The organism is Actinoallomurus sp. NPDC050550 (assembly GCF_040655075.1).
Lineage (GTDB): Bacteria > Actinomycetota > Actinomycetes > Streptosporangiales > Streptosporangiaceae > Actinoallomurus.
In genome coordinates this window covers 1-25,011 of record NZ_JBFAJC010000092.1, presented here as the reverse complement: position 1 = coordinate 25,011, position 25,011 = coordinate 1, and the positions used below count along the sequence as shown (strand labels likewise).

General features: G+C 71.2%; 20 protein-coding genes. 9 read left to right on the top strand and 11 right to left on the bottom strand.

Features of this window, described 5'->3' with window-relative positions; translation table 11 throughout:
- Nucleotides 1-142 (bottom strand): helix-turn-helix domain-containing protein (locus tag AB0I04_RS52860; protein WP_360903854.1); only part of this gene is annotated, 142 nt, incomplete at its 3' end.
- 255 nt (nt 143-397) lie between these two features.
- Here AB0I04_RS52860 and AB0I04_RS52855 point away from each other — a divergent pair.
- Nucleotides 398-1,747, top strand: a complete 1,350-nt coding sequence (locus AB0I04_RS52855; RefSeq protein WP_360903851.1) for a cytochrome P450 — start codon at nt 398-400, stop codon at nt 1,745-1,747.
- A 36-nt stretch (nt 1,748-1,783) separates the two neighbouring features.
- Here the strand turns inward: AB0I04_RS52855 and AB0I04_RS52850 are convergent, their stop codons facing one another.
- Nucleotides 1,784-2,929 (bottom strand): alpha/beta hydrolase-fold protein, encoded by a 1,146-nt coding sequence (locus AB0I04_RS52850; protein ID WP_360903848.1) that lies wholly within the window; start codon nt 2,927-2,929, stop codon nt 1,784-1,786.
- Nucleotides 2,930-3,243: 314 nt separating this feature from the next.
- Between AB0I04_RS52850 and AB0I04_RS52845 the strand changes: the two genes are divergently transcribed.
- Nucleotides 3,244-4,473 carry a histidine kinase gene (locus AB0I04_RS52845; RefSeq protein ID WP_360903845.1) on the top strand — a complete coding sequence of 410 codons (1,230 nt, stop codon included), beginning with the start codon at nt 3,244-3,246 and terminating at the stop codon, nt 4,471-4,473.
- The gene (locus AB0I04_RS52840; RefSeq protein WP_360903842.1) at nt 4,470-5,135 is read left to right on the top strand and encodes a response regulator transcription factor; all 666 of its coding nucleotides are present in this window, start codon (nt 4,470-4,472) and stop codon (nt 5,133-5,135) included. Before AB0I04_RS52845 ends, AB0I04_RS52840 begins: the two co-directional genes overlap by 4 nt.
- 56 nt (nt 5,136-5,191) lie before the next feature.
- Here AB0I04_RS52840 and AB0I04_RS52835 read toward each other — a convergent pair whose 3' ends face one another.
- From AB0I04_RS52835 to AB0I04_RS52825, 3 genes are all read right to left on the bottom strand, one after another.
- Nucleotides 5,192-5,623: an ATP-binding protein gene (locus AB0I04_RS52835; protein WP_360903839.1), complete on the bottom strand. Its 432-nt coding sequence runs from the start codon at nt 5,621-5,623 to the stop codon at nt 5,192-5,194.
- A gap of 121 nt (nt 5,624-5,744) precedes the next feature.
- Nucleotides 5,745-7,676 (bottom strand): protein kinase, encoded by a 1,932-nt coding sequence (locus AB0I04_RS52830; protein WP_360903836.1) that lies wholly within the window; start codon nt 7,674-7,676, stop codon nt 5,745-5,747.
- A gap of 51 nt (nt 7,677-7,727) precedes the next feature.
- Nucleotides 7,728-8,801, bottom strand: coding sequence for a serine/threonine-protein kinase (locus AB0I04_RS52825; RefSeq protein WP_360903833.1), 1,074 nt, complete (start codon nt 8,799-8,801; stop codon nt 7,728-7,730).
- 100 nt (nt 8,802-8,901) lie between these two features.
- Here AB0I04_RS52825 and lysX point away from each other — a divergent pair, with 100 nt between their 5' ends.
- Together lysX and AB0I04_RS52815 are read left to right on the top strand one after the other, a co-directional pair.
- Entirely contained in the window at nt 8,902-12,198 is a 3,297-nt protein-coding gene (lysX, locus tag AB0I04_RS52820) for a bifunctional lysylphosphatidylglycerol synthetase/lysine--tRNA ligase LysX (protein ID WP_360903830.1), read from the top strand.
- A 73-nt stretch (nt 12,199-12,271) separates the two neighbouring features.
- Complete coding sequence (locus AB0I04_RS52815; protein ID WP_360903827.1) at nt 12,272-12,940, top strand: hypothetical protein; 669 nt, start codon at nt 12,272-12,274, stop codon at nt 12,938-12,940.
- A 306-nt stretch (nt 12,941-13,246) separates the two neighbouring features.
- On the opposite strand, the gene AB0I04_RS52810 is transcribed toward AB0I04_RS52815, so the two are convergent.
- Nucleotides 13,247-14,440 carry a TIGR02679 family protein gene (locus AB0I04_RS52810; RefSeq protein ID WP_360903824.1) on the bottom strand — a complete coding sequence of 398 codons (1,194 nt, stop codon included), beginning with the start codon at nt 14,438-14,440 and terminating at the stop codon, nt 13,247-13,249.
- A gap of 263 nt (nt 14,441-14,703) precedes the next feature.
- Nucleotides 14,704-15,375 carry a GPP34 family phosphoprotein gene (locus AB0I04_RS52805; protein ID WP_360903821.1) on the bottom strand — a complete coding sequence of 224 codons (672 nt, stop codon included), beginning with the start codon at nt 15,373-15,375 and terminating at the stop codon, nt 14,704-14,706.
- Between the two features lie 233 nt (nt 15,376-15,608).
- On the opposite strand from AB0I04_RS52805, the gene AB0I04_RS52800 reads away from it, so the two are divergent.
- On the top strand, nt 15,609-15,968 hold the full coding sequence (locus AB0I04_RS52800) for a nucleotide pyrophosphohydrolase (protein ID WP_360903818.1): 360 nt from the start codon (nt 15,609-15,611) through the stop codon (nt 15,966-15,968).
- A 107-nt stretch (nt 15,969-16,075) separates the two neighbouring features.
- On the opposite strand, the gene AB0I04_RS52795 is transcribed toward AB0I04_RS52800, so the two are convergent.
- On the bottom strand, nt 16,076-16,798 hold the full coding sequence (locus AB0I04_RS52795) for a C39 family peptidase (RefSeq protein WP_360903815.1): 723 nt from the start codon (nt 16,796-16,798) through the stop codon (nt 16,076-16,078).
- Nucleotides 16,799-17,055: 257 nt separating this feature from the next.
- On the opposite strand from AB0I04_RS52795, the gene AB0I04_RS52790 reads away from it, so the two are divergent.
- Entirely contained in the window at nt 17,056-17,838 is a 783-nt protein-coding gene (locus AB0I04_RS52790) for a DUF4253 domain-containing protein (RefSeq protein WP_360903812.1), read from the top strand.
- A gap of 51 nt (nt 17,839-17,889) precedes the next feature.
- Here the strand turns inward: AB0I04_RS52790 and AB0I04_RS52785 are convergent, their stop codons facing one another.
- Nucleotides 17,890-19,161 (bottom strand): PHB depolymerase family esterase, encoded by a 1,272-nt coding sequence (locus tag AB0I04_RS52785; RefSeq protein WP_360903809.1) that lies wholly within the window; start codon nt 19,159-19,161, stop codon nt 17,890-17,892.
- A gap of 340 nt (nt 19,162-19,501) precedes the next feature.
- On the opposite strand from AB0I04_RS52785, the gene AB0I04_RS52780 reads away from it, so the two are divergent.
- Together AB0I04_RS52780 and AB0I04_RS52775 are read left to right on the top strand one after the other, a co-directional pair.
- Nucleotides 19,502-21,568, top strand: coding sequence for a cellulose binding domain-containing protein (locus AB0I04_RS52780; protein ID WP_360903806.1), 2,067 nt, complete (start codon nt 19,502-19,504; stop codon nt 21,566-21,568).
- Between the two features lie 254 nt (nt 21,569-21,822).
- Nucleotides 21,823-22,485 (top strand): C39 family peptidase, encoded by a 663-nt coding sequence (locus tag AB0I04_RS52775; protein ID WP_360903803.1) that lies wholly within the window; start codon nt 21,823-21,825, stop codon nt 22,483-22,485.
- Nucleotides 22,486-22,621: 136 nt separating this feature from the next.
- Here the strand turns inward: AB0I04_RS52775 and AB0I04_RS52770 are convergent, their stop codons facing one another.
- Together AB0I04_RS52770 and AB0I04_RS52765 are read right to left on the bottom strand one after the other, a co-directional pair.
- Nucleotides 22,622-23,254 (bottom strand): LUD domain-containing protein, encoded by a 633-nt coding sequence (locus tag AB0I04_RS52770; protein ID WP_360903800.1) that lies wholly within the window; start codon nt 23,252-23,254, stop codon nt 22,622-22,624.
- On the bottom strand, nt 23,251-24,666 hold the full coding sequence (locus AB0I04_RS52765) for a lactate utilization protein B (protein WP_360903797.1): 1,416 nt from the start codon (nt 24,664-24,666) through the stop codon (nt 23,251-23,253). Before AB0I04_RS52765 ends, AB0I04_RS52770 begins: the two co-directional genes overlap by 4 nt.
- Nucleotides 24,667-25,011 lie beyond the last annotated feature (345 nt).

Here is a 25,011-nt window from a genome sequence, read left to right as displayed (position 1 = left end):
TCTTCTCACCCCGCTCGTGGTACGCCGCGTGCCGTTCGGCCAGGGTCATGTTCCACACGACGCGCACACACCCGAACGTGCGGTTGAACACCGCCACTTGTTCGGGGTCCGGGTAGGCCCGGCACTTGTACGCCGTCCGCATGACCGCAACATTACACATGCCACGTGAAGGTGTAAGGCGAATGGCGAATGTTGGCGGACTCCGTTCTTGGACCACCCCGGCTCCGCTGGGCGCTCCTGGGGGAGTCCGGTTTCCTTCCCGGCCTGAGGGCCAGGGCATCCCGCCCCTGCCCGTCAACGGACCTTCGTGCTCCCGTCACCCGGCCGACGGCCGGAACCGGACCTTGGTGTGGAGCACACGCGCGGGATACGGTCCTTAGACGCGGGAGGGGAACTCATGACTCAACGACGAGTCGCCACGCCGGTCTCCGACACCGACACCATCGCCAGCCCCGACACCTACGTGCGGGGCGTGCCGTACGACGCGCTGGCCCGGCTCCGGGGCTCGACGCCGGTCGCGTGGATCGAGGAGAGACCGGCCGACGGCAGGCCGGCCGGGCCCGGGTACTGGGCGGTGCTCCGGCACGCCGACGCGTGCCAGGTCCTCCGCAACCCCAAGCTCTTCTCCGTACGCGGCGCGGCGGACAAGGATCTCGGCCACGGGCGCGGCCGGCCCCCGGCCGAGAATCCTCCCGCGCGGTCACGGCTCCGCAGGCGGCTCCCGAAGGCGTTCGGCGCGCGCACCATCGCCTGCCTGCCCGAACGCATCGACTCCCGGGCGTACGCCCTCGTGGACGCGGTGGCCGAGAAGGGCGAGGCGGACTTCGCCGCGGAGATCGCGGCGGACCTGCCCCTGCTGGCCTTCGCCGACCTCGTCGGGATCCCCGAGTCGGACCGATGGCTGCTCGCCGACTGGTCCGCCCGCGCCACCCATCGTCCGGTCGCCGGATACCCGGCCGGACACGCCGCCGAGACGCCCTTCGACCCGGCGGCGTCCACCGGCATGGCCCGCCGGGCGGTCGCCGCACGGCCGCACGACTCCGAGGTGAAGACCGCGCCGCACGACCCGGCCGGCCCGGAGGCGGAGACCGCACTGCCCGACCTGCGCCTCTACGCCGGTGAGCTCGCCGACTACAAGCGGCGGCATCCCGGCGACGACCTCATGACCGCCCTCGTCGACCAGGCCGGCGGCAAGACCGGCCCGGACCCGGTGGAGGAGTTCGAGAGCCTCTTCCGGCTGTTCGCCGCGGCCGGGGACGACGCCGTGCAGGGCGGGCTGCCCGGCGGCATGGTCGCCCTGCTGAAGAATCCGGCCGAGACGGCGCGGCTGCACGCCGATCCGAGCCTCCTCGAGTCCGCCGTCGAGGAGATGCTGCGGTGGTGGTCCCCCGTCATGTGCGTCGGGCGTACGGCCACGGCCGACACCGTCGTCGGCAACGTCCCGGTCCGCAAGGGCGAACGGCTCGTGGTGTGGGTCTCATCGGCCAACCGCGACGAGGAGGTGTTCGGCGAGCCCACCCGGTTCGACGTGGCACGCGCCCCGAACGACCACCTCGCGCTCGGCCACGGCCCGCGCGCCTGCCTCGGCGCGCACCTGGTCCGGATGCAGATGCGCGCGATGTTCACGGCCGTCCTCGACCGCTTCGACGACATCGAGCCGGCAGGCGAGGCCAGGCGGCTGCGCTCGAACGTCCACAACGGCATCAAGCACCTGCCGATCCGCTGGCGGCCGAAGCCCCGCCGCTAGGGCGTGTCCAGCGCCGAGGGCGTCAAGGCCGTCGGATCAGGAGCCCTCGTGGGTCAGGTGGGTGCTCAACCACTCCAGGGCGCCCGGCGTGACCCGCTTCCAGGTGTGCGGGTTGTGCCCGCCGCCCGGGACCAAGATCTTGTCGGTGCTCATGGGCGCGGCCGCCACCTGGAGGAACTTCCGTGCCTCTCCGAAGTCGCGCTCACCGTCCGGGCTCGAGGTCACGAGCACGGAGATCGGCGGCGGCGGGAGGTGCTGCAGCCGCCAGATCAGGCTGTTGTCCGACTTCACCTGCTTGCTGCCGCCGTACAGGTCGCCGGTCTGCCAGTCCTGCCGCGGGTAGAAGTAGCCGGCCATCGAGACCGCAGCGGTGAACCGGTCGGACCGCATCATGGCCAGCTTGACCGCGCAGTAGCCGCCGGTCGAGTCGCCCATCACGCCCCAACCGCGGTAGCCGGCCGCCACCCGGTACGTCGACATGATGCTTTCGGGCACGTCCTGGGAGTAGAACGTCAGCACCTGCGGTCCGCCGGGAACGTCCGTGCACTCGGTGTCCCTCGGCATCACCGAGGTCGGCGACGGGCGCATCATCACGATCACCATCGGCTGCACCTTGCCGGAGTTCATCTCCTTGGTGGCGATCGCCGGGACGCCCAGCCGGGTGATGAGCTGCTCCGGGACGCCCGGGAAGCCCGTGAAGTCGTACATCACTGGGAAGTGGCGCTTGTCGTACTTCTTCTGGAAGTACTGCGGCGGCAGGTAGACGTACGCCTGAGTGGTCAGGCCGGTGCGGTCGCCCCTGATCTGGACCTGCTCGATCTGGCCGTCCTTGGCGGGGTCCGCCTTCTTCTTCTGGCCGATGGTCGTCGCCTGGCGGGCCAGCGGCCGTCCGGTCCCCTGCGGCTTGCTCTCCGTGCCGCCGTTGTTCGGCCGCACACTGACGCCCTGGTTGTTCGTGCCCATCAGGTCGGACCACGAGGCGTAGAACAGGAAGTAGTTGTTCACCCCGGCGAGCAGCACCATGATCAGCGTGACCTGGGCGGTCAGGAACAGCCCGATCCGGGCCAGGAACGCGCCGATGCCGGATCCGGCGAACTTCGGCCACCACCAGATGATCGCGGCCGTCGTGATCACGGCCACCACGATCAGAAAACCGAAGAAGCCCCCGCTCGTCAGTCCCACTGGTGTCCTCTCAGATCCGGCGCGCCCACTGACCGAACGGGCCCGAAGTTAAGGAAGTTCTCAGCATGGCTCGATGCCGTACTCAGCCGAACACGGTACTGCGAACGACCGTCTTCTATCTCAAGATGCCTAGAGTGCCGGAAAAGTTGCCTTGGCACCCTAAATCGGCCGTGAATCCGCCCAGTGTCGACGCTGGAGGGCTATCGGCCGGTAAATCATAGGGTTCACGGCGGCACGCGTACTCCTCCCGGCGTACACGCGATGCCGACCACCACCCGATGTCCCGACGGGCGCCCGCATCTTACGCTCCGAGTGTGAGTACAACGACCCGATGGCGGCCCGGCGCACTGCCGGTGTTCGTGATCCCGCTGCTCGTGGGCCTCATCCAGGTGGTGGGGTCCACGGGCGCCGACCGGCACATGAACTACCCGGCCGTGCAGCTGGACGCGCCGGGGTACGCCCTGCTCGTCGCCGGGCCGGCCGCCCTCCTCGCGCGGCGGCGCCTGCCCGTCACCGCCCTCGCGGTCGTCCTGGCGCTCACCGACTGCTATGTCCTGCGCGGGTACGTCTTCGGGCCGGTGTTCCTCAGCCTCGTGGTCGCCATCGTGGCGGCGGTGAGCGCCGGGCGCCGGACCGGCGCCTGGATCGTCACCGGCGCCGGGTTCGCGCTGCTCAACGCGCTGGGCTTCCTGGTGCCGTTCGGGCCATTCCGGCTCAAGGAGTGGACCGCCGCGCACGCCCTCGTCATGCTGACCTGGCTGCTGCTGGTCCTGACCGGGGCCGAACTGGTGCGCATCCGCAGCGAACGGGCGGCCGAGGCCCGGCGCACCCGGGCGGAAGAGGAACGCCGGCGGGCCAGCGAGGAACGACTGCGCATCGCGCGTGAACTCCACGACGTGCTCGCGCACAACATCTCGATGATCAACGTCCAGGCGGGAGTCGCCCTGCACCTCATCGACGAACGCCCCGAGCAGGCGCGCACGGCCCTGGCCGCGATCAAGGAGGCCAGCAAGGAGGCGCTGAGCGAGGTCCGATCCGTGCTCGGGGTCCTGCGGCAGGTGGACGAGGACGCGCCGAGAGCACCGGCCGCGGGCCTGGCCCGGCTGGACGACCTCGTCTCCCGCGCGCGGGCTGCGGGAATCACCGTGCACACCCGGACGGACGGGCGGCCGTATCCGCTGCCCGCCGGGATCGACCTGGCGGCGTTCCGCATCGTGCAGGAGGCGCTGACGAACGTCACCCGGCACGCGGGGCCGGGGGTGACCGCCACCGTGCGGGTCACGTACGGTGACGGGGAGCTCCGGCTGGAGATCGAGGACGACGGCCGGGGCGCCCCCGGCGACCTGCCCGGCGGCGGCGACGGCCTCCCGGGCATGCGCGAACGCGTCGCCGCCCTCGGCGGGGACATCGTGGCGGGGCCGCGCCCGGGGACCGGAGGATTCCGGGTTCACGCGACGCTCCCGGTGCCCGAAGAGGGAAGGCTCTCGGAGCCCGTAGACGGAACGACCGCGGGAACCTCCGCCATGGACAAGGAGCACGAGTGATCCGGGTACTCCTCGCCGACGACCAGGCCCTCGTCCGGGCCGGATTCCGCGCCCTCCTCGACGCCCAGCCGGACGTCGAGGTCGTCGCCGAGGCCGGCGACGGCGCCGAAGCCGTGCGCCTGACCCGACGGGAACGCCCCGACGTCGTGCTGATGGACATCCGGATGCCCGTGCTCGACGGTCTCGCCGCCACGCGGGAGATCGTCGGCGACGACCGGCTCTCGGACACCCGGGTCGTGATCCTCACGACGTTCGAACTCGACGAGTACGTCTTCGAGGCGCTGCGCGGCGGGGCCAGCGGCTTCCTGGTCAAGGACACCGAGCCCACCGACCTGATCCGCGGCGTACGCGAGGTGGCCTCCGGCGACGCCCTGCTGTCGCCGAGCGTGACCCGGCGCCTCATCGCGGAGTTCGCCGCCAAGGCGAAGAAGCCGCGGTCCGCGGTGGAACTGCGCGGCCTGACCGACCGGGAGCGCGAGGTCATGGCGCTGGTGGCCGAGGGCCTGTCCAACGAGGAGATCGCCGAGCGTCTCGTCGTGAGCCCCGCCACCGCCAAGACGCACGTGAGCCGCACCATGGTCAAGCTGCACGCGCGCGACCGCGCGCAACTCGTCGTGATGGCGTACGAGACGGGCCTGGTCAAGCCCGGGTGGCTCGACTAGGGGGCGTTCGGTGGATCTCGGTCGCGGCCGTACGCGCCCTGGCACCCGGTGCCTCGTCACTCCACTGGCGACGCGCACCGGCAGGCCACCGCCGTCCAGTTCGACGCCGCCAGAGTGGGGAGGCGGAACCAGACCGTCTTGGACTCCGCCGCGTACGACACCCCCCAGGCGGCGGCCAGCAGGACGGGCATCAGCAGCCCGCGGCCGCTGACGCTGAGGTCGCAGCCCTCCTGTGGCGCGGGCAGCGCCCTGGCGGGGTTCCGGTCGGTCACCTCCACCTGGACCGACGAGCCGTTCACCCGGCAGATCACCTCGAACGGAGTGCCCGCGTGCGTGACGGCGTTGGTCGCCAATTCGCTCGTCAGCAGTACCGCGTCGTCGATCGCGTCCTCGGCCCCCCACGCGAGAAGCGTGTCCCGGACGAACCGGCGCGCCTGCGCCACGGCGGTGCGGTCCGCCGGATAGGCCGCCCGCACAGTCGATTGCACGGGAGCTCCCTTCACGAGTCTGTCGCCTCACCTGCGCCTTACATCGTGACAGAGAGTGTTGATCGATTACTCATTGTGAGGAAAATGGCGCCCCCGGCCGCCGACACCCACCGGGTATGCGTCACCGGGATGCCGGCTGGAAGGACTTGAACGCTTTGCTGAAGCGGGCGCCGGCGGTGGAGTGGTCGCCGTCGGCGGACATGATGGCGTACTGGGTGCCGTTGGCGGCGGTGAAGCCCCGGTCGATGGCGTACAGCCTCCCGTGGCTGCCGGAGTCCCAGCTGTACTCGACGTCGCCCGCATTCCAACCGCGCTGCGTCACGGAGTGGGGCGGGTCGACCCACTGGAACCCTGGGAGGTTCTTCGGCGCCTCCTTGCCCCACCTCATCCAGTGGTCCACCGGGTCGGACGTGCCCCAGGGGATCGTGTCCACCTGGATGCGGCTCCCCGTGGCCTGGTCGATCCAGAGCTCGGACTGCGGGCTGTTGGTCTTGTGCTGCCACCCCTTGGGCACCGCCAGCGTCGCTCCGTCCTGGGTCTTGGCCAGCTTGAAGCCGGCGGGGACGGTAGGCCTGGGTGTCGTCGACGGAGATGGCGAGGACTTCTGCGGCGGGGTCGAGCTCGGATTCGGGCTGCCGGATGCGGCCGTCCTGCCGGAGGACTTGGCGTGCAACTCCATCCACGCGATGACGGCTCCCCCGACGACCAGCACGGTCACCAGGGCCAGCACCACCACCCGCGTGTTCGACCGCTTCGGCCCGTCCTGGGCCACGCCCTCCGTGGGCCGATCGTAGACGCGCACCCATGACTCGTCCTGCGGGGCCTCCGCGACGTTCGAGGCGCCGCCCGGGCTCCGTGGAGCCGGCACCGCCCCGGTCGGGTCCTGGTGGCCGCCGCTGGAGCGATCCGGGTGCCGCATCGTCGGGTCGTACCCTCGCGAGCCGGGCTCAGCCAGGGCGGCCGACGCTTCGTACGGCGGCCAGGGCTCCGAGGCCGACGGCTCGTACGGCGGCCGGGGCCCGGCGGCCGTTGGCTCGTACGGCGGCCGAGATCCGGCGGCCGTCGGCTCGTACGGTCGCTGGGACCCGGCGGCCATCGGCTCGTGCGGTCGGGACCCAGCGGCCGATGGGCCCGGCTCCTCCCGGTCCTGACCTGAGGCGGGCCCCTGGTCATCGCCATCGGTCGTGCCCGGGGCCGGCAGCGGCCGGGTGCTGTGGGCGGCGTGGGTCAGCCCCTCCGCGGCCTGGTCGGCCGTCAGGCGCTGAGCCGGGTCCTTCGCGAGCAGGCCCATGAGCACCGACGTGAGCGGGCCGGCGTAGCGCGGCTGCGGCGCCTCCTCGGAGATGATCGAGTGCAGCGCCGCCATCGCCTCGGGCCGGTGGTGCGGCGAGCGCCCCTCGACCGCGGCGTACAGCGTCGCGCCGAGCGACCACAGGTCCGAGGCCGGTGAGGTCTTCTCGCCCCGGGCCCGCTCGGGCGCGATGTAGGCCGGCGACCCCATGATCAGGCCGGCCTGGGTGAGCGTCGAGTCACCCTCCATGGTGGCGATGCCGAAGTCGGTGATGACCACGCGGGTGGTGCGGGTGATCGGATCTCCCGGGTCCCCGGCGAGCAGCACGTTGGCCGGCTTGACGTCGCGGTGGGTGATGCCCGCGTCGTGCGCCGTGCGCAGGGCCGCCAGCACCTTGCCGCCGATCTCGGCGACCTGGATCGGCGAGAGCCTGCCGTCCTCGTCGATGAGGTCCTGCAGGGAGCGCGACCGGACGAACTCCATGACGATGCACGGCCGGCCGTCCTCCTCGACGACGTCGTGCACCGTGACGATGCCCGGATGGTTGAGCCGTGCGGCCGACCGCGCCTCCCGGAGCGTGCGCTCGTACATCACCTTGTGCTCGTCGTCGCTGAGCCCGGGCGGGAACAGGACCTCCTTGACCGCGACGTCGCGCGCGAGGAGATCGTCGTGAGCGCGCCAGACCGTGCCCATGCCGCCTCTTCCGATCTGCGAGAGCAGACGGTAGCGACGGCCGAGAACGGAACCCTCCCCCAATGGCATAGCAGAGGACGATACCGATCGATGATGACGGTTCGGAATCGATTGGTGCTCTCAGAGCACAAGGGTAAGGATGATCAGACCTATCACGATCACCACGAGGACGACGGCTATGGCCAGATTGCCGTTCCGGCCCGAGAGCCAGACCGGCCGCGCGTCGTCGGTCGCGGTCTCCTCGGGCTCCGGTGGCGTCATGACCTGACCCGTGACCGGCATGTCCGAGGGCATGTCCAACGGCTCGTCAGGCTCCGTCCGGGACGCATCGGGCTCGATGTCGACCGCTCCCAGCACCTGCGTCGCGCTCGCGTTGTTCATGAGGATCCGGTCGAGCATGACCCCGACCTCGGTCGCGGTCATCCGCGTGTTCGGGTCCTTGCGGAGCAGACCCGCGATCACGGGGGCCAGGGGTCCGGCGTGCGGGGCCGGCGCGGGCTCCTCGGTGAGCACGGCCACCAGGCTCGCCATCGCCTCCGTCCGCTCGAACGGCGACTTGCCCTCGACGGCCGCGAACAGGGTCGCGCCGAGCGACCACAGGTCGGAGGCGGACACCGCCGCGCGGCCGCGGGCGCGTTCGGGCGCGATGTAGGCCGGGGAGCCGATCAGCATGCCGGTCTGGGTGAGCGTCGCGTCGCTCTGGGCCCGCGCGATGCCGAAGTCGGTGAGCACGGCGCGGATCGAGCGCGCGTCGGACACCAGCACGTTGCTGGGCTTGACGTCGCGGTGCAGGATGCCCGCCTCGTGGGCGGTCATCAGCGCGCTCAGCATCTGCCGGCCGATCTCGGCGGCGCGGCGCGGGGTGAGCGGGCCGTCCTGCTTGATCATCTGCTCGAGCGAGCGGGCCCGGATCAGCTCCATCACGATCCAGGGACGCCCGTCCTCTTCGACGACGTCGTAGACGGTCACGACGCCGGGATGGCTGAGCCGGGCGGCGGTGCGCGCCTCGCGGAAGGTCCGCTTGTGCTGGATCTCCCGCTCCTCGTCGGAGAACCCGTGCGGGAGGATCACTTCTTTGACGGCAACGTCGCGGCCTAGTGCTTCATCTCGGGCGTGCCAGACCGTCCCCATGCCACCGCGCCCCACTTCGGTGAGCAGGCGGTAACGCTGGGCAAGAAGGGGTTTTTCCGGCATAGTCCATGCACGATACCGACAGGAGGAGCGTTCATTTGGCGTGACGCTCACCTAATCCCCGGTACAAAGAAAGAATGTGCGGCAAGATGACGGGGGCGAGATGATGACGAAGGTGACCGAGGCGTGGCAGCGGGTCGGCGAGGCCGCGCCCAGCGCCCGGCAGCGGGTCATCGAAGCCGTGCCCACCGCCCTCTTCTGGTATCTCCGGGTTTCGGGCGTTTTGTCCGTTCTCGCGTGGCTGTCCTCCGGCCTGATCCAGTGGATGTCCGGCATCTGGGTGCTGCGCTCCATCAACTACTTCGGCTGGTACTCCAGCCTCCCGTACGGGCTGCTGCTCATCCTGCTGTCCGTGGGCGTGCGCCGGCGTAAGAAGGCGGCCTGGCGGATCAGCGTCGTGTTCTTCCTGCTGTTCTTCGGGGTCTGGGCACTGGCCGGGATCGCCGGCGGCGGGGGCGAGCTCGCCACGGCCGTCGCCTTCGGCGGCGTGGTGGCGCTGCTGATCGCCGCGCGCGGGCAGTTCTCCGCGCTGCCGGACCGCGCCAACCGCCGCCTCGCCCTCCTGGTGTTCACCGGGCTGCTGATCGTCGACGGCGTCATCGGCACCATCCTCGTCTTCCTCACCGACCGCGACCCCCGTGGCGCGGAGTGGACCCACGTGGTCTACACCGGGCTACAGACGCTCCTCGGCGCGGGAGTCAGCGGCCGCGAGCTCTACGTCGACGTGCCCGGCTGGGTCGACGGCATCCTCGGCGTGGGCGGCAGCGGCCTGCTCGTGATCACCGTGTGGGCGCTGTTCCGGCCGGGACGGCGACTCGCCGTGCTCACGCCCGACGAGGAGCTGCCCGCGCGCGCCCTCCTGGCCGAGTGGGGCGAGCAGGACTCCCTGGGCTACTTCGCGCTCCGCCGCGACAAGGACATCATCTTCTCCCCTAACGGCCGGGCCGCCATCTCCTACCGCGTCGAAGGCTCGGTGTCCCTGGCCAGCGGCGACCCGCTCGGCGACCCTGAGGCCTGGGACGTCGCCATCAAGGAATGGCTCCGCGAGTGCCGGGCGCACGCCTGGATCCCCGGCGTGATCGGCGCGAGCGAACGCGCCGCCGCCGCGTATGGCCGCTGTGGCCTGGACGCCCTCGAACTCGGCGACGAGGCCATCCTCGACCTGCGGGATTTCAACCTCGAGGGCCGCGACATGCGGCAGGTGCGGCAGGCCGTCCGCCGCGTCGAGCGCGCCGGCTACACCGTCCGGATCCGCCGCCACGGCGCGATCAGCCCCGAGGAGATGGCCGAGCTGATCGCCGACGGCGACCGCTGGCGCGACGGGCACACCGAGCGGGGCTTCTCCATGGCGCTCGGCCGCCTGGGCGACCCGACCGACCAGCGCTGCGTGATGGTCGAGGCGTTCGACGCGGCGGGACGCCGGCGCGGGCTGCTGAGCTTCGTGCCCTGGGGACGTCCCGGCCTGTCCTTGGACCTCATGCGGCGCGACCGCGACGCCGAGAACGGCCTGAACGAGTTCATGGTCGCCAAGCTGGCCGAGAACGCCGCCGTCGTCGGCGTCACCCGGGTCTCCCTGAACTTCGCCATGCTGCGGTCGGTGTTCGAGCGCGGCTCGGCGATCGGCGCCGGCCCCGTGGCCCGGATCGCCTACCGGCTGCTGTCTTTCGCCTCGAAGTTCTGGCAGCTGGAGTCGCTCTTCCTGGCGAACGCCAAGTACAACCCGGTGTGGACGCCGCGCTTCGTGTGCTTCGAGCAGAACCGCGAGCTGGTGCGGATCGGCCTGTCCATGGCCCGCGCGGAGGGCTTCCTGCCGACGATGTTCGGCTCCTACCTCGACACGTCGACGCCGTCCCCCGCGCTGGTGGACCGGATCAAGGCGATCGAGGAGTCCGCCGACGCAGCCCGCATGCCGACCCGGCGCCTGTCGGAGCAGGAGCGGGTGCGCCACGCCAAGCTCGAGCGCCTGCGCGCGGCCGGCATCGACCCCTATCCGCTGGGCTTCGAGCGTACGGCGACCGCCGCCGAGGTCCGGGAGCGGTTCGACGGCCTCGCCCCCGACACGCACACCGGCGAGGAGGTGGCGATCGCCGGCCGGGTCATGCTGGCCCGCGAACACGGGAAGCTGATCTTCGCCGAGCTGCGCGACGAGACCGGCGACCTGCAGGTGATGCTCTCGGCCGACGCCGTCGACACGGAGGCGCTGCGGCACTGGAAGCAGCTGGTCGACCTGGGCGACCAGGTCGGGGTGCGCGGCGAGGTCATCACCTCCCGCACCGGCGAGCTGTCCGTGCTGGCCTCCTCCTGGACCCTCACCGCCAAGTGCCTGCGCCCCCTCCCGACGGGCTTCAGCGCGCCCGGCAAGGCGGCCCTGTCCGACGAAACGCGGGTCCGGCAACGGTACGTCGACCTGATCGTCAACAGCGAGAGCCGGCGGATGCTGCGCATGCGCGGGGAGGTCATCACGGCCCTGCGCGACGGCCTGCGCCACCGCGGGTTCCTCGAGGTGGAGACGCCGATGCTGCAGCCGGTGCACGGCGGCGCGGCGGCCCGGCCGTTCACCACCAAGATGAACGCCTACAACATGGACCTCTACCTGCGGATCGCGCCCGAGCTCTACCTCAAGCGCCTGCTCGTGGGCGGCGCCGGCAAGGTGTTCGAGCTCAACCGCAACTTCCGCAACGAGGGCGTCTCCCCCCGGCACAACCCCGAGTTCACGATGCTGGAGGCGTACGAGCCGTACGGCGACTACGACACCATGGCCGCCCTCACCCGCGACCTCGTCACCGAGTCGGCCCGCGCCGCGCTCGGCACGACCGTCGTCGTCCGCGACGGCGTCGAGTACGACTTCGCCGAGCCGTGGCGGGAGGTCACCGTCTACGGCTCGGTATCCGAGGCGCTCGGTGAGCAGGTGACGGCGGGCACGTCGCTGCGCACGGTGCAGAAGCACGCCGACCGGGTCGGCCTGGCGTACGACCCGTCGTGGGAGCAGGGCAAGCTCGTCCAGGAGCTCTTCGAGGCGCTGGTGGAGCACACCCTGCAGGCGCCGACCTTCGTCCGCGACTACCCGGCCGCCACCTCCCCGCTCACGCGCCCGCACCGGGGCGATCCACGGCTCGCCGAGAAGTGGGACCTGATCGTCTTCGGCCTCGAGCTCGGGACCGCGTACTCCGAGCTCATCGACCCGATCATCCAGCGCCGCAACCTCACCGAGCAGTCGCTGCTGGCCGCCGGCGGCGACCCGGAGGCGATGGACCTCGACGAGGACTTCCTGCGCGCCCTCGAGTACGGCATGCCCCCGGCAGGAGGCATGGGCATGGGCGTCGACCGCCTGCTCATCACGCTGACCGGCCGCAACATTCGCGAGACGATCCCCTTCCCACTTCTCCGACCGGGTTCGTGAGGCGGGGAGTCCACCACCCGCCTATGCCCGTAACCGGCGATCAGCACCTCGCGAACGCCAGTACAGTCGTGACGTGAGCGACAAGGACGACAACGTCACACGGCTCCCGACGAGCGAAGTGGAGGGCTACGACGACCTCCTCGAGTTCGACGCGGACGAGTTCCTGCAAGAGTGGCAGGAGGCCGACCGCGCGGCGGTGGGGCTGCTGCGGGAGGCGCTGCCCGAGGTGGTGAGCACCACCGCTCCGGGCGAGGAACTGCGCCCCGCCGCCGAGCGCATCCGCGGCAAGCTGCGCGACTGGCCGTACCGCCACCTCGCGGCGGCCGCCGGCTGGCGCGCCGGCCCGCCCCAGGACGACGCGGTCCTGTGGCTCCAGGCCACCGGAGCGCTGATCGCCATGAACGGCGAGTCCGGGCTGGGCACCCACGAGGAGAGCGCGCTGATGACCCTGCAGCACGCCGACTGGGCGGGCGCCGTCATCGGCCTCGCCAGGGCCGGTGTCGGCGCCCGTGCCTGGCCGGCGGACCTGTTCGACTACGCGGACACCTGCGCGGAGATCGAGGGCTCCTACGACCCGGACGATCGCGAACCGGTCGAGCAGGGGTTCGAGCTGATCGTGCCGGTGTGGGAGGCGGTCGGGGCGCTCGACGAGCACCGGCGCCTCACGCCGCTCGGGCACTGGGGTCTGCCCCGCGCTCTGGCCTGGGCCTGGGAGGGCTCTCTCGACGAGGGCGCGTCCTAGCCTCGGTACGAGCTTGGGAGGGGAGGCGAGGGCCGCGCCGCCGGACCGGCGCGGCCCCCTGTCTTTCAGCCGTGGCCGAAGACCCTGCTCAAGGATGCGATTTTCCGGCCGTGGCCCACTAGATCCTGCGGTCCTCATTTGAATCGGGACTCCAGACCCACTGACGCGCCGCCGTTTTCTCGCGGCAGCGTGTAACGGCAACGGATCCGTCACCCGCCGACCTGGCCGGATCCGGACGTCCAGCGTCGACCGGAACGCCGCGGCCTCCCGGTGGTCACGCGCGGGTCGCTGCGGCCTGCCGGTGGGTCAGGCGCGGGTCGCCAGATCCTCGATGAGAAGCGGCAGGAGACGCTCCTCGCGGACCGCGCGTCCTGCCCCGGCCATCTCCGCAGCGAGCCGCTCGTCCCACGGGGCGGCCACCCGTACGCCGCTCAGCGGGTCACTCCCCGCCCGCACGGCCTCCAGATAGTCCTCGGCGCCCATCCGCCACGGCACCGCGCCGTACCGGTGAACGGCCCCGGCCGTCATGCGCAGGGCCGCCCAGTCGAAGTCGCCGTGCCACCGGATGCGGGCGCCCGCATCCGCCGCGGCGGTCAGGACACGGCGGCAGGCGACCGACACCCTGCCCTCGGTACAGACGAGCGGGGCGCACTCCGCGCCCAGCCGCGCGGCCGCCGCCCGGACCACCGCCGTGCTCTGGCAGACGAACACCTCACGCCCCTGGGGTGTCAGCGGACCGCTCATCAGCTGCTGCAGCGTGACCCGGACCGGTAGGCCGGCCGACGCCGCCTCCCCCAGCCACCGGGCGACCATGTGGTCCTCGGCCACCCGCAGGTTCAGCACCAGGACCTGGCTCGTCAGATCGTCCACGACGACACCCGCGTCATTCCAGATCCTCCGCTCGGTCGCACGACCGGACGGCGGCGCCGCCCCCTGCCACAACCGGAGGGCCCGCAACACCAGGTCGGCCAGTGGCGTGGCGTACAGGGCCGTGGCGTCCCCCGTCGCCCACTCCGCGAGCACGGGCAGCGGCACGTCGTTCGCCGGCAGCCGGTCCAGGACGGCCGCGGCGCGGGCCAGCAGATCGCCCTGCCCCTGGCTCACGAGCCGGCTGACGGTGCCGTCCCGCGACATCTGGCCGAGCCACGCCGAATACCACCCCTCGTCCGCGTGCCGGCCCCGCAGCGCGCCCTGCAGCGCCGCCGCCGGCCCCACCGGGCGTTCCGGCGCGTCGATCCGCGCGAGCGCGGCGAGCAGCCCGACGCCGTACGTCCGGCGCAGCATACGGTCGAGTTCGCCCAGCGAGGCGGTGACGCGCCGGGCCCGTCGCCCGCCGTGGTACCGCCCCGTGATCCGGTCGACGATCCGGCACTCGGCCTCAGAGGGGTCGGTGAGCCCGATCGAGCCGACCGGCTCGCCGCCGGTCTTCTCCAGCCGGCGGCGCGCCGCGGCCAGCAACCGCCGCCATTCCGCGGCCCGCAACTCGGCGAGCTCTCCCATGAGACTCAGTCTGCCCCGGCTGCCCGGCCCAGGACCGGCCCTTCCACGCCACTCGTACGGTCGCGAGGCCGGCGCACCGCCGATCCGGCTCCTACGGCGGGGGCGCGGACCCGCCCGAGGTCTCGCCGGCAGGCGGGCGCCACCGCATCGACTTTCTGGGGGCGCTCAACTGCCGGAGGAGCCCGCGCTGCCCCCGATCACGGCGGCGGACGCGTCCGCCGTGCCGACAGACGGCCGTCGCCGCATCGGCCTTCTGGGGGCGCTCAACTGCTGGAGGAGCCCGCACTGCCCCCGATCACGGCGGCCGTCGCCGCGGCCTGGACGCCCGCCTGGATCGACGCGATGACCTTCGCGACCGCGCGGCCGGCCCACTCGTCCTCGGTGATCTCCTTGACGCGCCGGCGCCGGACTTTGCCGTCGACCTCGGGGAAGGCCTTCCGGTCCAGGCGGCAGGCGTGGGCGATGGCGAGCAGGGCGCTCGACCGGTCGTCGGACGGGGCGCCGTTCAGTATGGCTTCGAGCCGGGCGTGCAGCTCCTGCCGGTGGCTCGGGTCGCGCACCGTGTAGTCCGTGTACGGGAAGAGGCCCAGCACCTTGTGCTCGCGCGCCTCCAGCACGCCCATCGCGGCGAGCCGGGCCAGGCGGCGCTTCCGGATGGTGTCCCGGCGCATCCTGCTCACCCAGCGGTCCGCCTTGCGCGGCCGGCCGTCGGCCGCGATGCGTTCCAGGAGGGCGTCGAGGTCGGGATCGCCCAAGGGAGACGGGTCGACGACCGCGATCCGGCCGTCCACGAGCTGCACGCGTTCCGCGAGCGCCAGCTCGGCCAGCAGCGCACCGGCCACGCCGCAGTCCAGCTCGGTCGCCCCGATCAACGACCGGCCATCCTGCTCCCTGCGCGTCAGCAGAAGCAGCTCATCGACCAGCGTCAGCCGCATGGTCCACCTCACCGTCTTGGGGACCCGTCGGTTCCCTACCCACCCGGCGGCAGCCGACGACTCCGGAATGTCACCGGACACTCGTTGGACGTCAGCGGCCGGCCCTGACGTTCCCCGGCCTGGAGCATGCCCGAAGCATGTCGGCTTCGCCGCCGTCGGCGGATCAGCACTCCATCGGAGGCGCGGTGCTCGCTGCGGCGGGAAGGCGGCCGTCCGCCCCGTACGGTGGGCTCGTGACGACGGCACTGGAAGAGCTGGCGGTCCGGCTGCGGGATTTCGCCGCCGCCCGGGAGTGGGAGCAGTTCCACACCCCGAAGAACCTCGCGATGGCCCTGGCCGGTGAGACCGGCGAGCTGCTCGCCGAACTGCAGTGGCTGACTCCGGAAGAGTCGGCACAGGTGATGCGTGACCCCGAGACGGCCGGGCGGGTCCGTTCGGAACTGGCCGATGTCGCGCTGTACCTGATCCGGCTGGCCGATGTGCTGGGCGTCGATCTGCTCCAGGCCGCCCGCGCCAAGCTCGACGAGAACGAGCGGCGCTATGACGCCGAGACCTATCGCGGTTCCGCCCGCAAGGCTCCCCCACTGCCCTGAGACGGCGAGCCGGTGTTCTGAGACGGCAGCGTGGAAGTGTGAGCCGGAGTTCTGAGACACCAACGGGGAGGCGGCCCCAGGTCCGCCTCCCCGCAATCAGCCGCGCGTCAGAAGACGCCCTCCCACGCGACGACGAACTGACCGGCGTAGGCGATCTTCTGCCACTGGGTCGCCTTGAGCTGGCGCTTGCCGTGCGCGGGGTCCCAGATCAGGTAGGTCGACTGGTCCCAGCGCGTGGTGTCGTCGAAGCCGTAGATGACCACGTAGTGGGCCTCGAGCTTCGGCGCCTTCGGGTACCAGCTCTTCTTGGAATAGACGGTGATGACGACCGGCCCGTTGCCGTAGAAGTAGGCACCGCGCACCCCGTTCCAGAGGTTCGCGTTCTTAATGCTCCGGTACGCCTTGTACTTCGTGCCCTTCTTGTGCCACGCCTTGTTGATGTAGTTGGTCATCTCGCGGCCCATCGCGATCGGCGAGGTAAAGCCGATCTTGTTGGTGCCCATCTTGTTCGCGAGATAGCTCTGCGTGCTCGAGGTGACCTTGACGTCCGTCTGGTAGGTCAGCGCCGAGGCGGCCGCGGCCGGGCCGCACCAGTTGCCCTTCTTCTGCTTCTGACCCTTGATGGACATGGTCTTCCAGTAGTGGGCCGCCGCCGAGACGTCCGACGGCGGCTCCGCGAGCAGCTTCCAGTGGTGACCACTGGTGGCGGAGGCCTGCTGAGCCGTTGACGGCGCCGCCTTCTGGGGAGCGGCGACGGCCACCGACGGGACGGCCGTCGCCGCGACACCGGTGGCGATCAGGACGGAAGCGACACGAGTAGCACGCGCCACGTTTCCTCCTTGGAAAGGGAGTGGAAGGGGTCTAGCTCGGAGGGAGCGTTTCACTCTGCGATCCGGCGCGACAGGGACTCAGGGATCAATTTCGGCCATGACCGTAGGCCCTATCCCACGCCATTCCAGACCCGAGCCCGTAACGGAAACCGACGACGACGAACGCGCCGAGTTACGCAAGGGCCGCGATTCTTCCGGCCCTGAAGGTGGCACTTCCCGCTCTGAAGAATGTCCGACCCGGCCGCTAGTTTCGGGGCGTGCGCCGTGATTCACTGTTCGACGTCCTGCCCGATGGGCTGCCGCCCGGCCGCCTGATAACGCCGGAGCAGAGCCGGAGGGCCGACCCCGTCCTCTGGGTCTCCGATGAGCCGCTGCCCGACGCCGGGCGGCAGTGGGCCCGGCTGTTCGCCCTCCACAAGCGGACCGGCCTCTGCCCTCTGCTCCTCGACACGCTCCGGGGCGAGCCCGGCCGGCCGTGGCACGACGGCGAGCTCGACCCTCCACTGCCGGTCAGCGCCATCGACATGCTGGCTGCCGAAGGTGTGCTGCGCCGGTTCTGGGACTCGGTCGTCCCCGAGCCCGCCGAAGGCGACGAAGATCCGGAGCCGTCCGGTCCCTGGCCCGGTCTGGCACCGCCGGGAGAGCCGGATCGGGACCCGGACACGGTGGCGGCCGAGTTCGCGGCGTGCCTCGGCTCGTCCCGCCACTGGCTGCTCGGCCTGGTGCCCGCCGCGCGCGGAGCGGACACGGTGACGCTGTGCGGCTGGACCGGGCCGCTGAACCACACCAACCACACCCAGGAGATCTCGGCGATCCTTCGCTCCTGGGAGGAGCGGTTCGGCGCCCGGGTGGTGTCCGTCGGTTTCGACACGCTCCAGGTCTCCGTGGCCGCGCCGCCCGAGACGGAGGAGCACGCCCACCAGGTCGCGACCGAGCACCTCGCCTTCTGCCCCGACAACATCTGGCAGGGCTGCGGCGACTTCGAGATCTACGCCGACGGTCTCGTCGACGAGGAGTCGTGGTCGTTCTGGTGGGACTGAGCCGACCCTCGGCGCAGGCTGGAACGCCGGGGATCGGTTGCGGGTCCGCGGTCAGGCGACCGTGCAGGCGGTTCCGTTCAGGGTGAAGGCCGACGGCGTCGCGGTGTTGCCGGAGTGGGTGGCCTGGAAACCGATGCTCGTCGACGCGCCGGCGGCCAGGGATCCGTTGTAGGAGGCGTTGGTGGCGGTGACCTGGCCTCCGGAGGAGGTGAAGGTCGCGTTCCAGCCGGACGTGAAGGTCTGGCCGCTCGGGAGGGCGAAGGCCAGGGACCAGCCGTTGATCGGCGACGTGCCGGTGTTGGTGATGGTGACGCTCTCGGTCAGGCCGGTGTTCCAGGCGTTGACCGTGGCGCTGACCCGGCAGGCACCTGTCCCGCCGCCGGGAGGCGGAGTCGACGTGTCGCCGATCAGGCCCATGAACCGCAGGGCGAGCTCGCCCATGCCCGAGCCGTAGATGTTGTGGCTGCCGCCCTGGATGCTGATCGCCTCGACAGGCGCGGTGGTGTCCGTGCCGCCGTAGCGGGTGCGGGTCCACGTCGACTGCGGGTGATCGGTGTAGCTCGGCGTCTGGCTCACGCCGAGCACGTTGGTCCACTGCTTGATCTCTTCGCCGAAGTTCGCGTAGTAGAGCGTGGTGTCGTTCGTGCCGTGCCAGAGCTGCATGCGCGGGCGGGGCCCGGTGTAGCCCAGGTACGCGCCGCGGGCCAGGTCACCCCACTGCTGCGGGGTCTTGGTCACGGTGCCGTTCGCGCAGGCGCTGTTCCACAGCGACCCGTCCGTGGTGGCGAAGCAGGCGAACGGCACCCCGGCGAACGCCGCGCCGGCCTTGAACACGTCCGGGTAGTCGCCGAGCAGCACGTTGGTCATCATCGCGCCGGAGGAGATGCCCGTGACGTACACCCGGCTCGCGTCGGCGTTCCGGTGCTGCTCCTCCCACTGGACCATCGACACGATGCCGGCCGGGTCGCTGGTGCCGTTGTGTTTCAGGGCACCCGGCGTCGACACGTCGAAGCAGTGGCCGTCCCGCGTCGCCTCCGGGTAGACGACGATGAAGCCGTACCGGTCCGCCAGGGAGGCGTACTCCGTACCCGAGTACATCGCCGAGGCCGATCCGGTGCAGTAGTGCACGGCCACGAGGATGGCCGGGTGCGCCGTCGCACTGGCCGGCACGTACTCGTACATGCGCAGGCCGGTCGGGTTGGTGCCGAAGCCGGTCACCTCGGTCAGCGACGCGGCCGACGCGCGGCGCGCCGACGCGAATCCGCCGGCCGCTGCCAGCACCACGGCGAGCAGTGTCGCCAGAATCCTCGTCCTCAGCTTCATGACCGCGTCGGTCCTCCTCACGGTGCGGCGGGCTGGGTGGGACGGCCCTGTGCGGTACGGATTCGCCGGGTACCCGGACCCGCCGAACGCTAAGAACCGTCCGCCGGGCCGGTCAACGCCGCGCGTGGAGAGGGGTCCGCCACCTGGTGTCCCGCGCGAAAGTTTCACGTCCGGCGGACCATGCCGCCCTGCCCTCTCCGGGGTCGGTCCGCGCCCCGGACCAGGCCGGACGGCCCTCACCCGGGGGACCCGCCGGTCCACCCGCCGCAGAGGTCCGTTGACAGCCCCGGGGCCGGATCTGAGCATGAGGCCACTTTGATCACCGGTGATTGGACCCCCGATGAGGCTTCGCCTGCGCCCCGTCCTGTCCGCGACGGTGGCCGCGCTCGCCGCGGCCGTCTCCCTTACCGGGCCCGGTGCGCCGGACGCCGGCGCGGACGCCACACCCGTGAAGGTCTCCGTGAACGCCCGTGGCGGTCTGGCGACGATGCCCGGCACCGCTCTCGGCGTCAACGACGCGGTCTGGGACGCCGAACTCGGCACTCCCGCGGTGTCCGACCTGCTGAAGGGGGCCGGAGTGGGGATGATCCGGTATCCGGGCGGCTCGTACGGTGACATCTTCCACTGGAAGACCAACACCGCGCCGGGCGGCTACGTCGCGCCGAACACCGACTTCGACACCTTCATGGGCTCCGTACGACGGGTCGGCGCGCAGCCGATGATCATCGCCAACTACGGCACGGGCACGCCCGACGAGGCCACGGACTGGGTGCGGTACGCCAACGTGACGAAGGGCTACGGCGCCAAGTACTGGACGATCGGCAACGAGAACTACGGCAACGGCCACTACGGGTCGAACTGGGAGGCCGACGACCACGCCGACAAGAGCCCGACGGCGTACGCCAACGGCGTCGTCGCGTACGCCGACGCGATGAAGGCGGTCGACCCCACGATCAAGGTCGGCGCGGTGCTCACCATGCCGGGGAACTGGCCCGACGCGATCACCGCCACCGGCGACTCCGCGTCGTGGAACAAGACCGTGCTGTCGATCGCCGGATCGAAGATCGATTTCGTGGACGTGCACTGGTATCCGGGCGGCGGCACGGCCGCCGAGGCGCTGACCAAGCCGGAACAGATCGAGGACGCCGTCTACCTGGCCCGCCGCCAGATCTCCCAGTACGCGGGCGCGGACGCCGACCGGATCGGCATCAGCCTCACCGAGACCAACGTCGGCGTGGGCGAGGACACCCAGCCGGCCGCTCTCTTCCTCGCCGACGCCTACAGCGGGCTGCTGGAGAACGGCGTCTTCACGGTGAACTGGTGGAACGTGCACAACGGCATCGGCACGGTCTCCACGGTGGCCGGCCAGACCGACTACGGCGACATGGGCATGCTGTCCAGCGCCGGCTGCACGTCCGACGGCAAGACCTGCGAGCCGGCGCTCAACACGCCGTTCACACCGTACCACGGCCTGTCGATGATGAACGCCTTCGCCCGCCCCGGCGACCGGTTCGTCCGGGCGGGCACGGACCAGGCGCTGGTCACCGCGCACGCGGTACGCCGCCCGGACGGGGACCTCGCGGTGCTGCTGGTGAACAAGGACCCGGACAACGCGCACCCGGTCACCATCGACTACACCGGTTTCACCCCGGCTGACGGCGCGCCCACCGCCTACTCGTACGTCAACGGCGGCACTTCCGTCACCTCCACGCACGACGGTGACGCGACGAGCCGGACGCTGCCCCCGTACTCGCTGACCACGATCGTGCTGCACCCGGCGAGCACGCCCACCGGAGCACCCGCGGCCCCCGGCCGGCCCACCGCCTCGGCGGTCACCGACCGGACCGCCACGCTCTCCTGGCCGGCGGCCGCACCGGGCGGCCGCCCGATCGCCAAGTACGAGGTCTACCGGCAGGCGGGCGCGGCCAGCGAGGAGCTCGGCGAGACGACGGACACCTCCCTCACGGTGCACAACCTCACTCCCGGCACCCGGTACACGGTGAACGTGCTGGCCCGCGACACCGCCGGCAACGTCTCGCAGGCCTCACCGCCGCTCACCTTCGCCACCGGCAGCCCGGCCACGAGCGCCTGCACCGTCCGCTTCGCCGACAACGGTGACTGGGGCAACGGCTACGTCGCCAACATCGACATCACCAACAACGGGCCCGACGCCATCGACGGCTGGACCCTCAATTTCACGTGGCCGACCGGCTGGCAGCAGATGAGCAGCGGCTGGAACGCCACCTGGACCCAGACCGGCCGAGACGTCAAGGCCACCAGCCTCGACATGGGCGGGAAACTCGCCGCCGGAGCGAGCACGAGCATCGGCTTCGTCGCCGCCTACAGCGGCCCGAACGTCCTCCCGTCGGTGTTCACCCTCAACGGCACCGTCTGCACCACCGCCTGAACCGGTGCGGCGAGTTCCGTCGGCGCGGGCGAATTCGTCGAAGCGGGTGGCCACGCTGCGGTGCTCTTCGAGGAGCCTGATGCCGCATTTCCGCAGCGTGGCGGCCCTTGCAGATAATCGCGGCAGACCCGAACCTCAAATCGGCGGCGTTTTAGGCGCATCAGCTACTTAGTCCTCCAGTACTAATAAACCCCTATGAATTAGGGCCACGGACCCTGGGGCCACCCGGCAACAAACCGACATAATCCCCAGCCATGAGCCATTCCCCCCGAATCGCAGCGCTCGTCGGCGCGGTCGCCGTGACGATGCCGCTACTCGCCACCGCCCCAGCCCATGCCGCTCCTGCCGCCCCGGTGGCCTCCGTCGCCGCCCCGGCTCCCCAGGTCGAGATCACGGCGACCAAGTCCATCTCCATCAAGGCCCAGGAGCAGCAGACGAACTTCTGGTGCGCACCCGCGGCCGGGCGCGCCCTGCTCTCCCGCCTCATCACCAAGGGGCTGCCCAGCCAGAAGACGCTCGCGAAGTGGATGGGCACCAAATCCCCGTCCGGGACGAGTGCCGGCGGCCTCCGTAACGGTCTGCGTAAAGCCCTTCTTACTTACGGGTCCGGAAGCTACGACGTGGTCCCCCTGAGCCCCGGGTCGCAGAGCGCGTTCTACAACAGCATCAAGTCCGCGGTCGGCACCAAGAAGGTCGCCGTCATTTTCCGGGTCTATGTCGGCTACAAGCCGTGGGGCGGCCACTTCAACGACAAGGAAGGCCACTTTATGGTCGTCCGCGGCTACACGACGGGCTCCAACCCGAAGATCCTCTGGTGGGACCCGGCCGACAACACTTACCACACCGCACCACTGGCCAGCTCCTGGACCAGCGTCAAGAAGGCCGGCCACTGGGAAATAGTCGCCGCCAAGAGCTGACCCTGCCTCCCGCGCGAAAGTCCGTTGCCCCTGACTTGGCCGGTGGTCGTTGCGACAACCGGGTCCAAGGAGGGCGACGGACTTTCCGGCCGGGTGCGATGACCAATGATCCCCGGTGAGCGCTGCTGTTCTTACCTCAGCGATCGCTGACGGCACGAACGATGAGGACCTCCAACGTGCGGGGGCCGTGGACGCCCTCCACTCGGTTGAGTTCGATGTCGCTCGTCGCCGAAGGGCCGCTGATCCAGGTCTGAGGGCGGGCCGGGTCGAGGCGTTCGAGGGCCTCCGGCACCGTGCGGACGATCTGGTCCTCCCGTACGACGCACAGGTGGTAGTCGGGTATCAGGGTGAGCGCGCGGCGGCCCTGGTCATCGGTGGCGTCGAGGACGATCGTGCCGGTCTCGGCGATGGCGACCGCGCAGCCGGTCACGACGCCGTCGAGGCCGTCCAGGTCCGTGGCGGCCAGGGCGGGGTCGTCGCGGACGGCCTCGGCGTCGCCGAGCCACGCGGCGGGGACGCCCGGCGGTGCGGCCACCCGGCGGGCCTCGCGTCGGCGCAGGGCGTCCGCGACCGCCGCCTCCATGTCGGTGACCTCGTGGACGATCGCCTTGTAGTCGACGAGGCGGTCGACCAGGAGCTCGACGACGTCCGGGCCGGAGCGGCTCCGGTCGTAGGCGCGGGGCACCTCGACGTCCTCCGGCTGTTCCGTACGCGGGACGTCGGCGAGCGCCGACCGTACGCGAGCCAGAATGCGGTCCCGGGAACTCATCGCTCTCCCTCGGGCTTCGGTCGTCGGGTCCACCAGTCGCGGAAGGACTCGCGGGGCGGTACGGGGACCTCGCGGGTGTCGGACCAGGCCGAGAGCGGGCCCGGCAGGCGGCGCGGGGTCCAGCGGCGCAGGCGGCCGGCGGAGCGCTGCGCCACCGCGAGCCACTTCGGGTTGTCCAGGACGCGGCGGGCGGCGCCCATCGCCAGACGCTCGACGCGATGCCCCTTCGTGACCGCCTTGGCGCGCAGGTCGAGGAGGACTTCGGGGATGTTGATCGCGACCGGGCAGACCTCGTAGCAGGCGCCGCAGAGCGTCGAGGCGTACGGCAGCGACTCCTCGAGCGGGCCGGTGAGGCCGTGCAGCTGCGGGGTCAGGATCGCGCCGATCGGCCCCGGGTACACCGAACCGTACGCGTGGCCGCCTGCGCGCTCGTAGACGGGGCAGACGTTCAGGCAGGCGGAGCAGCGGATGCAGCGCAGCGCCTGGCGGCCGACCTGGTCGGCCAGCACGGACGTGCGGCCGTTGTCGAGGAGGACGAGGTGGAACTCCTGGCCCTCGGTCGCGCCGGTCCACATCGAGGTGTACGGGTTCATCCGCTCCCCGGTCGAGGAGCGCGGGAGCAGCTGCATGAACACCTCGAGGTCCCTCCAGGTCGGCACGATCTTCTCGATGCCGACCACGGAGATGAGGGTCTCGGGCAGGGTCAGGCACATCCGGCCGTTGCCCTCGGACTCCAGGACGACGAGGGTGCCGGTCTCGGCGACGGCGAAGTTGGCGCCGGAGATGCCGACCTTGGCGGACAGGAAACGTTCGCGCAGGTGAAGGCGGGCCGCTTCGGCGAGGGCGCGCGGGTCGTCCTGGAGGTTCTCCGGCGCGGGACGGCCCCAGGAGGCCATGCGGCCGGTGAAGATCTCGCGGATCTCCGCGCGGTTGCGGTGGATCGCCGGGACGAGGATGTGCGAGGGCAGGTCGTCGCCGAGCTGGACGATGAGCTCGGCGAGGTCGGTCTCGTACGCGCGGATGCCGACGGCGTCCAGCGCGGTGTTCAGGTCGATCTCCTGGGTGGCCATCGACTTGACCTTGACGACCTCGGTCTCGCCGGTCGCCTTCACCAGGTCGACCACGATCCGGTTCGCCTCGGCGGCGTCCTCGGCCCAGTGCACGTGACCACCGGCCGCCGTGACGGCGGACTCCAGCCGCTCCAGGTACACGTCGAGGTGCCGGAGCGTACGGTCCTTGATCGCGGCGCCCGCCGCGCGCAGCTCCGCCCAGTCGGGCTGCTCGCTGACGACGGCGGCGCGCTTCGCCCGGATCGTGTGCGTGGCCTTGCGCAGGTTGTGCCGCAGCTGCGCGTCGCCCACCGCCCGCGACGCCGCCTCCGGGAACGCCGGCATCCCGACGAAGGTCCCCATCTATTCGCGCTCCCTCCGGTCGTGCGGTGAGCGGGCGCTCCACGCGCCGTCCTCCCTCGTCGCTCCGGTCGCTGCGCGCCTCAGTCCAGACGACGCGCGCCCGCTCTGTTCGATGGCGCTCGCTCCGCGAGCGCGGGAGCGGGCGCCCAACGCGCCGTCTTCCCTCGTCGCTCCGGTCGCTGCGCGCCTCAGTCCAGACGACGCGCGCCCGCTCTGTTCGATGGCGCTCGCTCCGCGAGCGCGGGAGCGTGCGCCCAACGCGCCGTCTTCCCTCGTCGCTCCGGTCGCTGCGCGCCTCAGTCCAGACGACGCGCGCCCGCTCGGTTCGATGGCGCACCCTCCGCG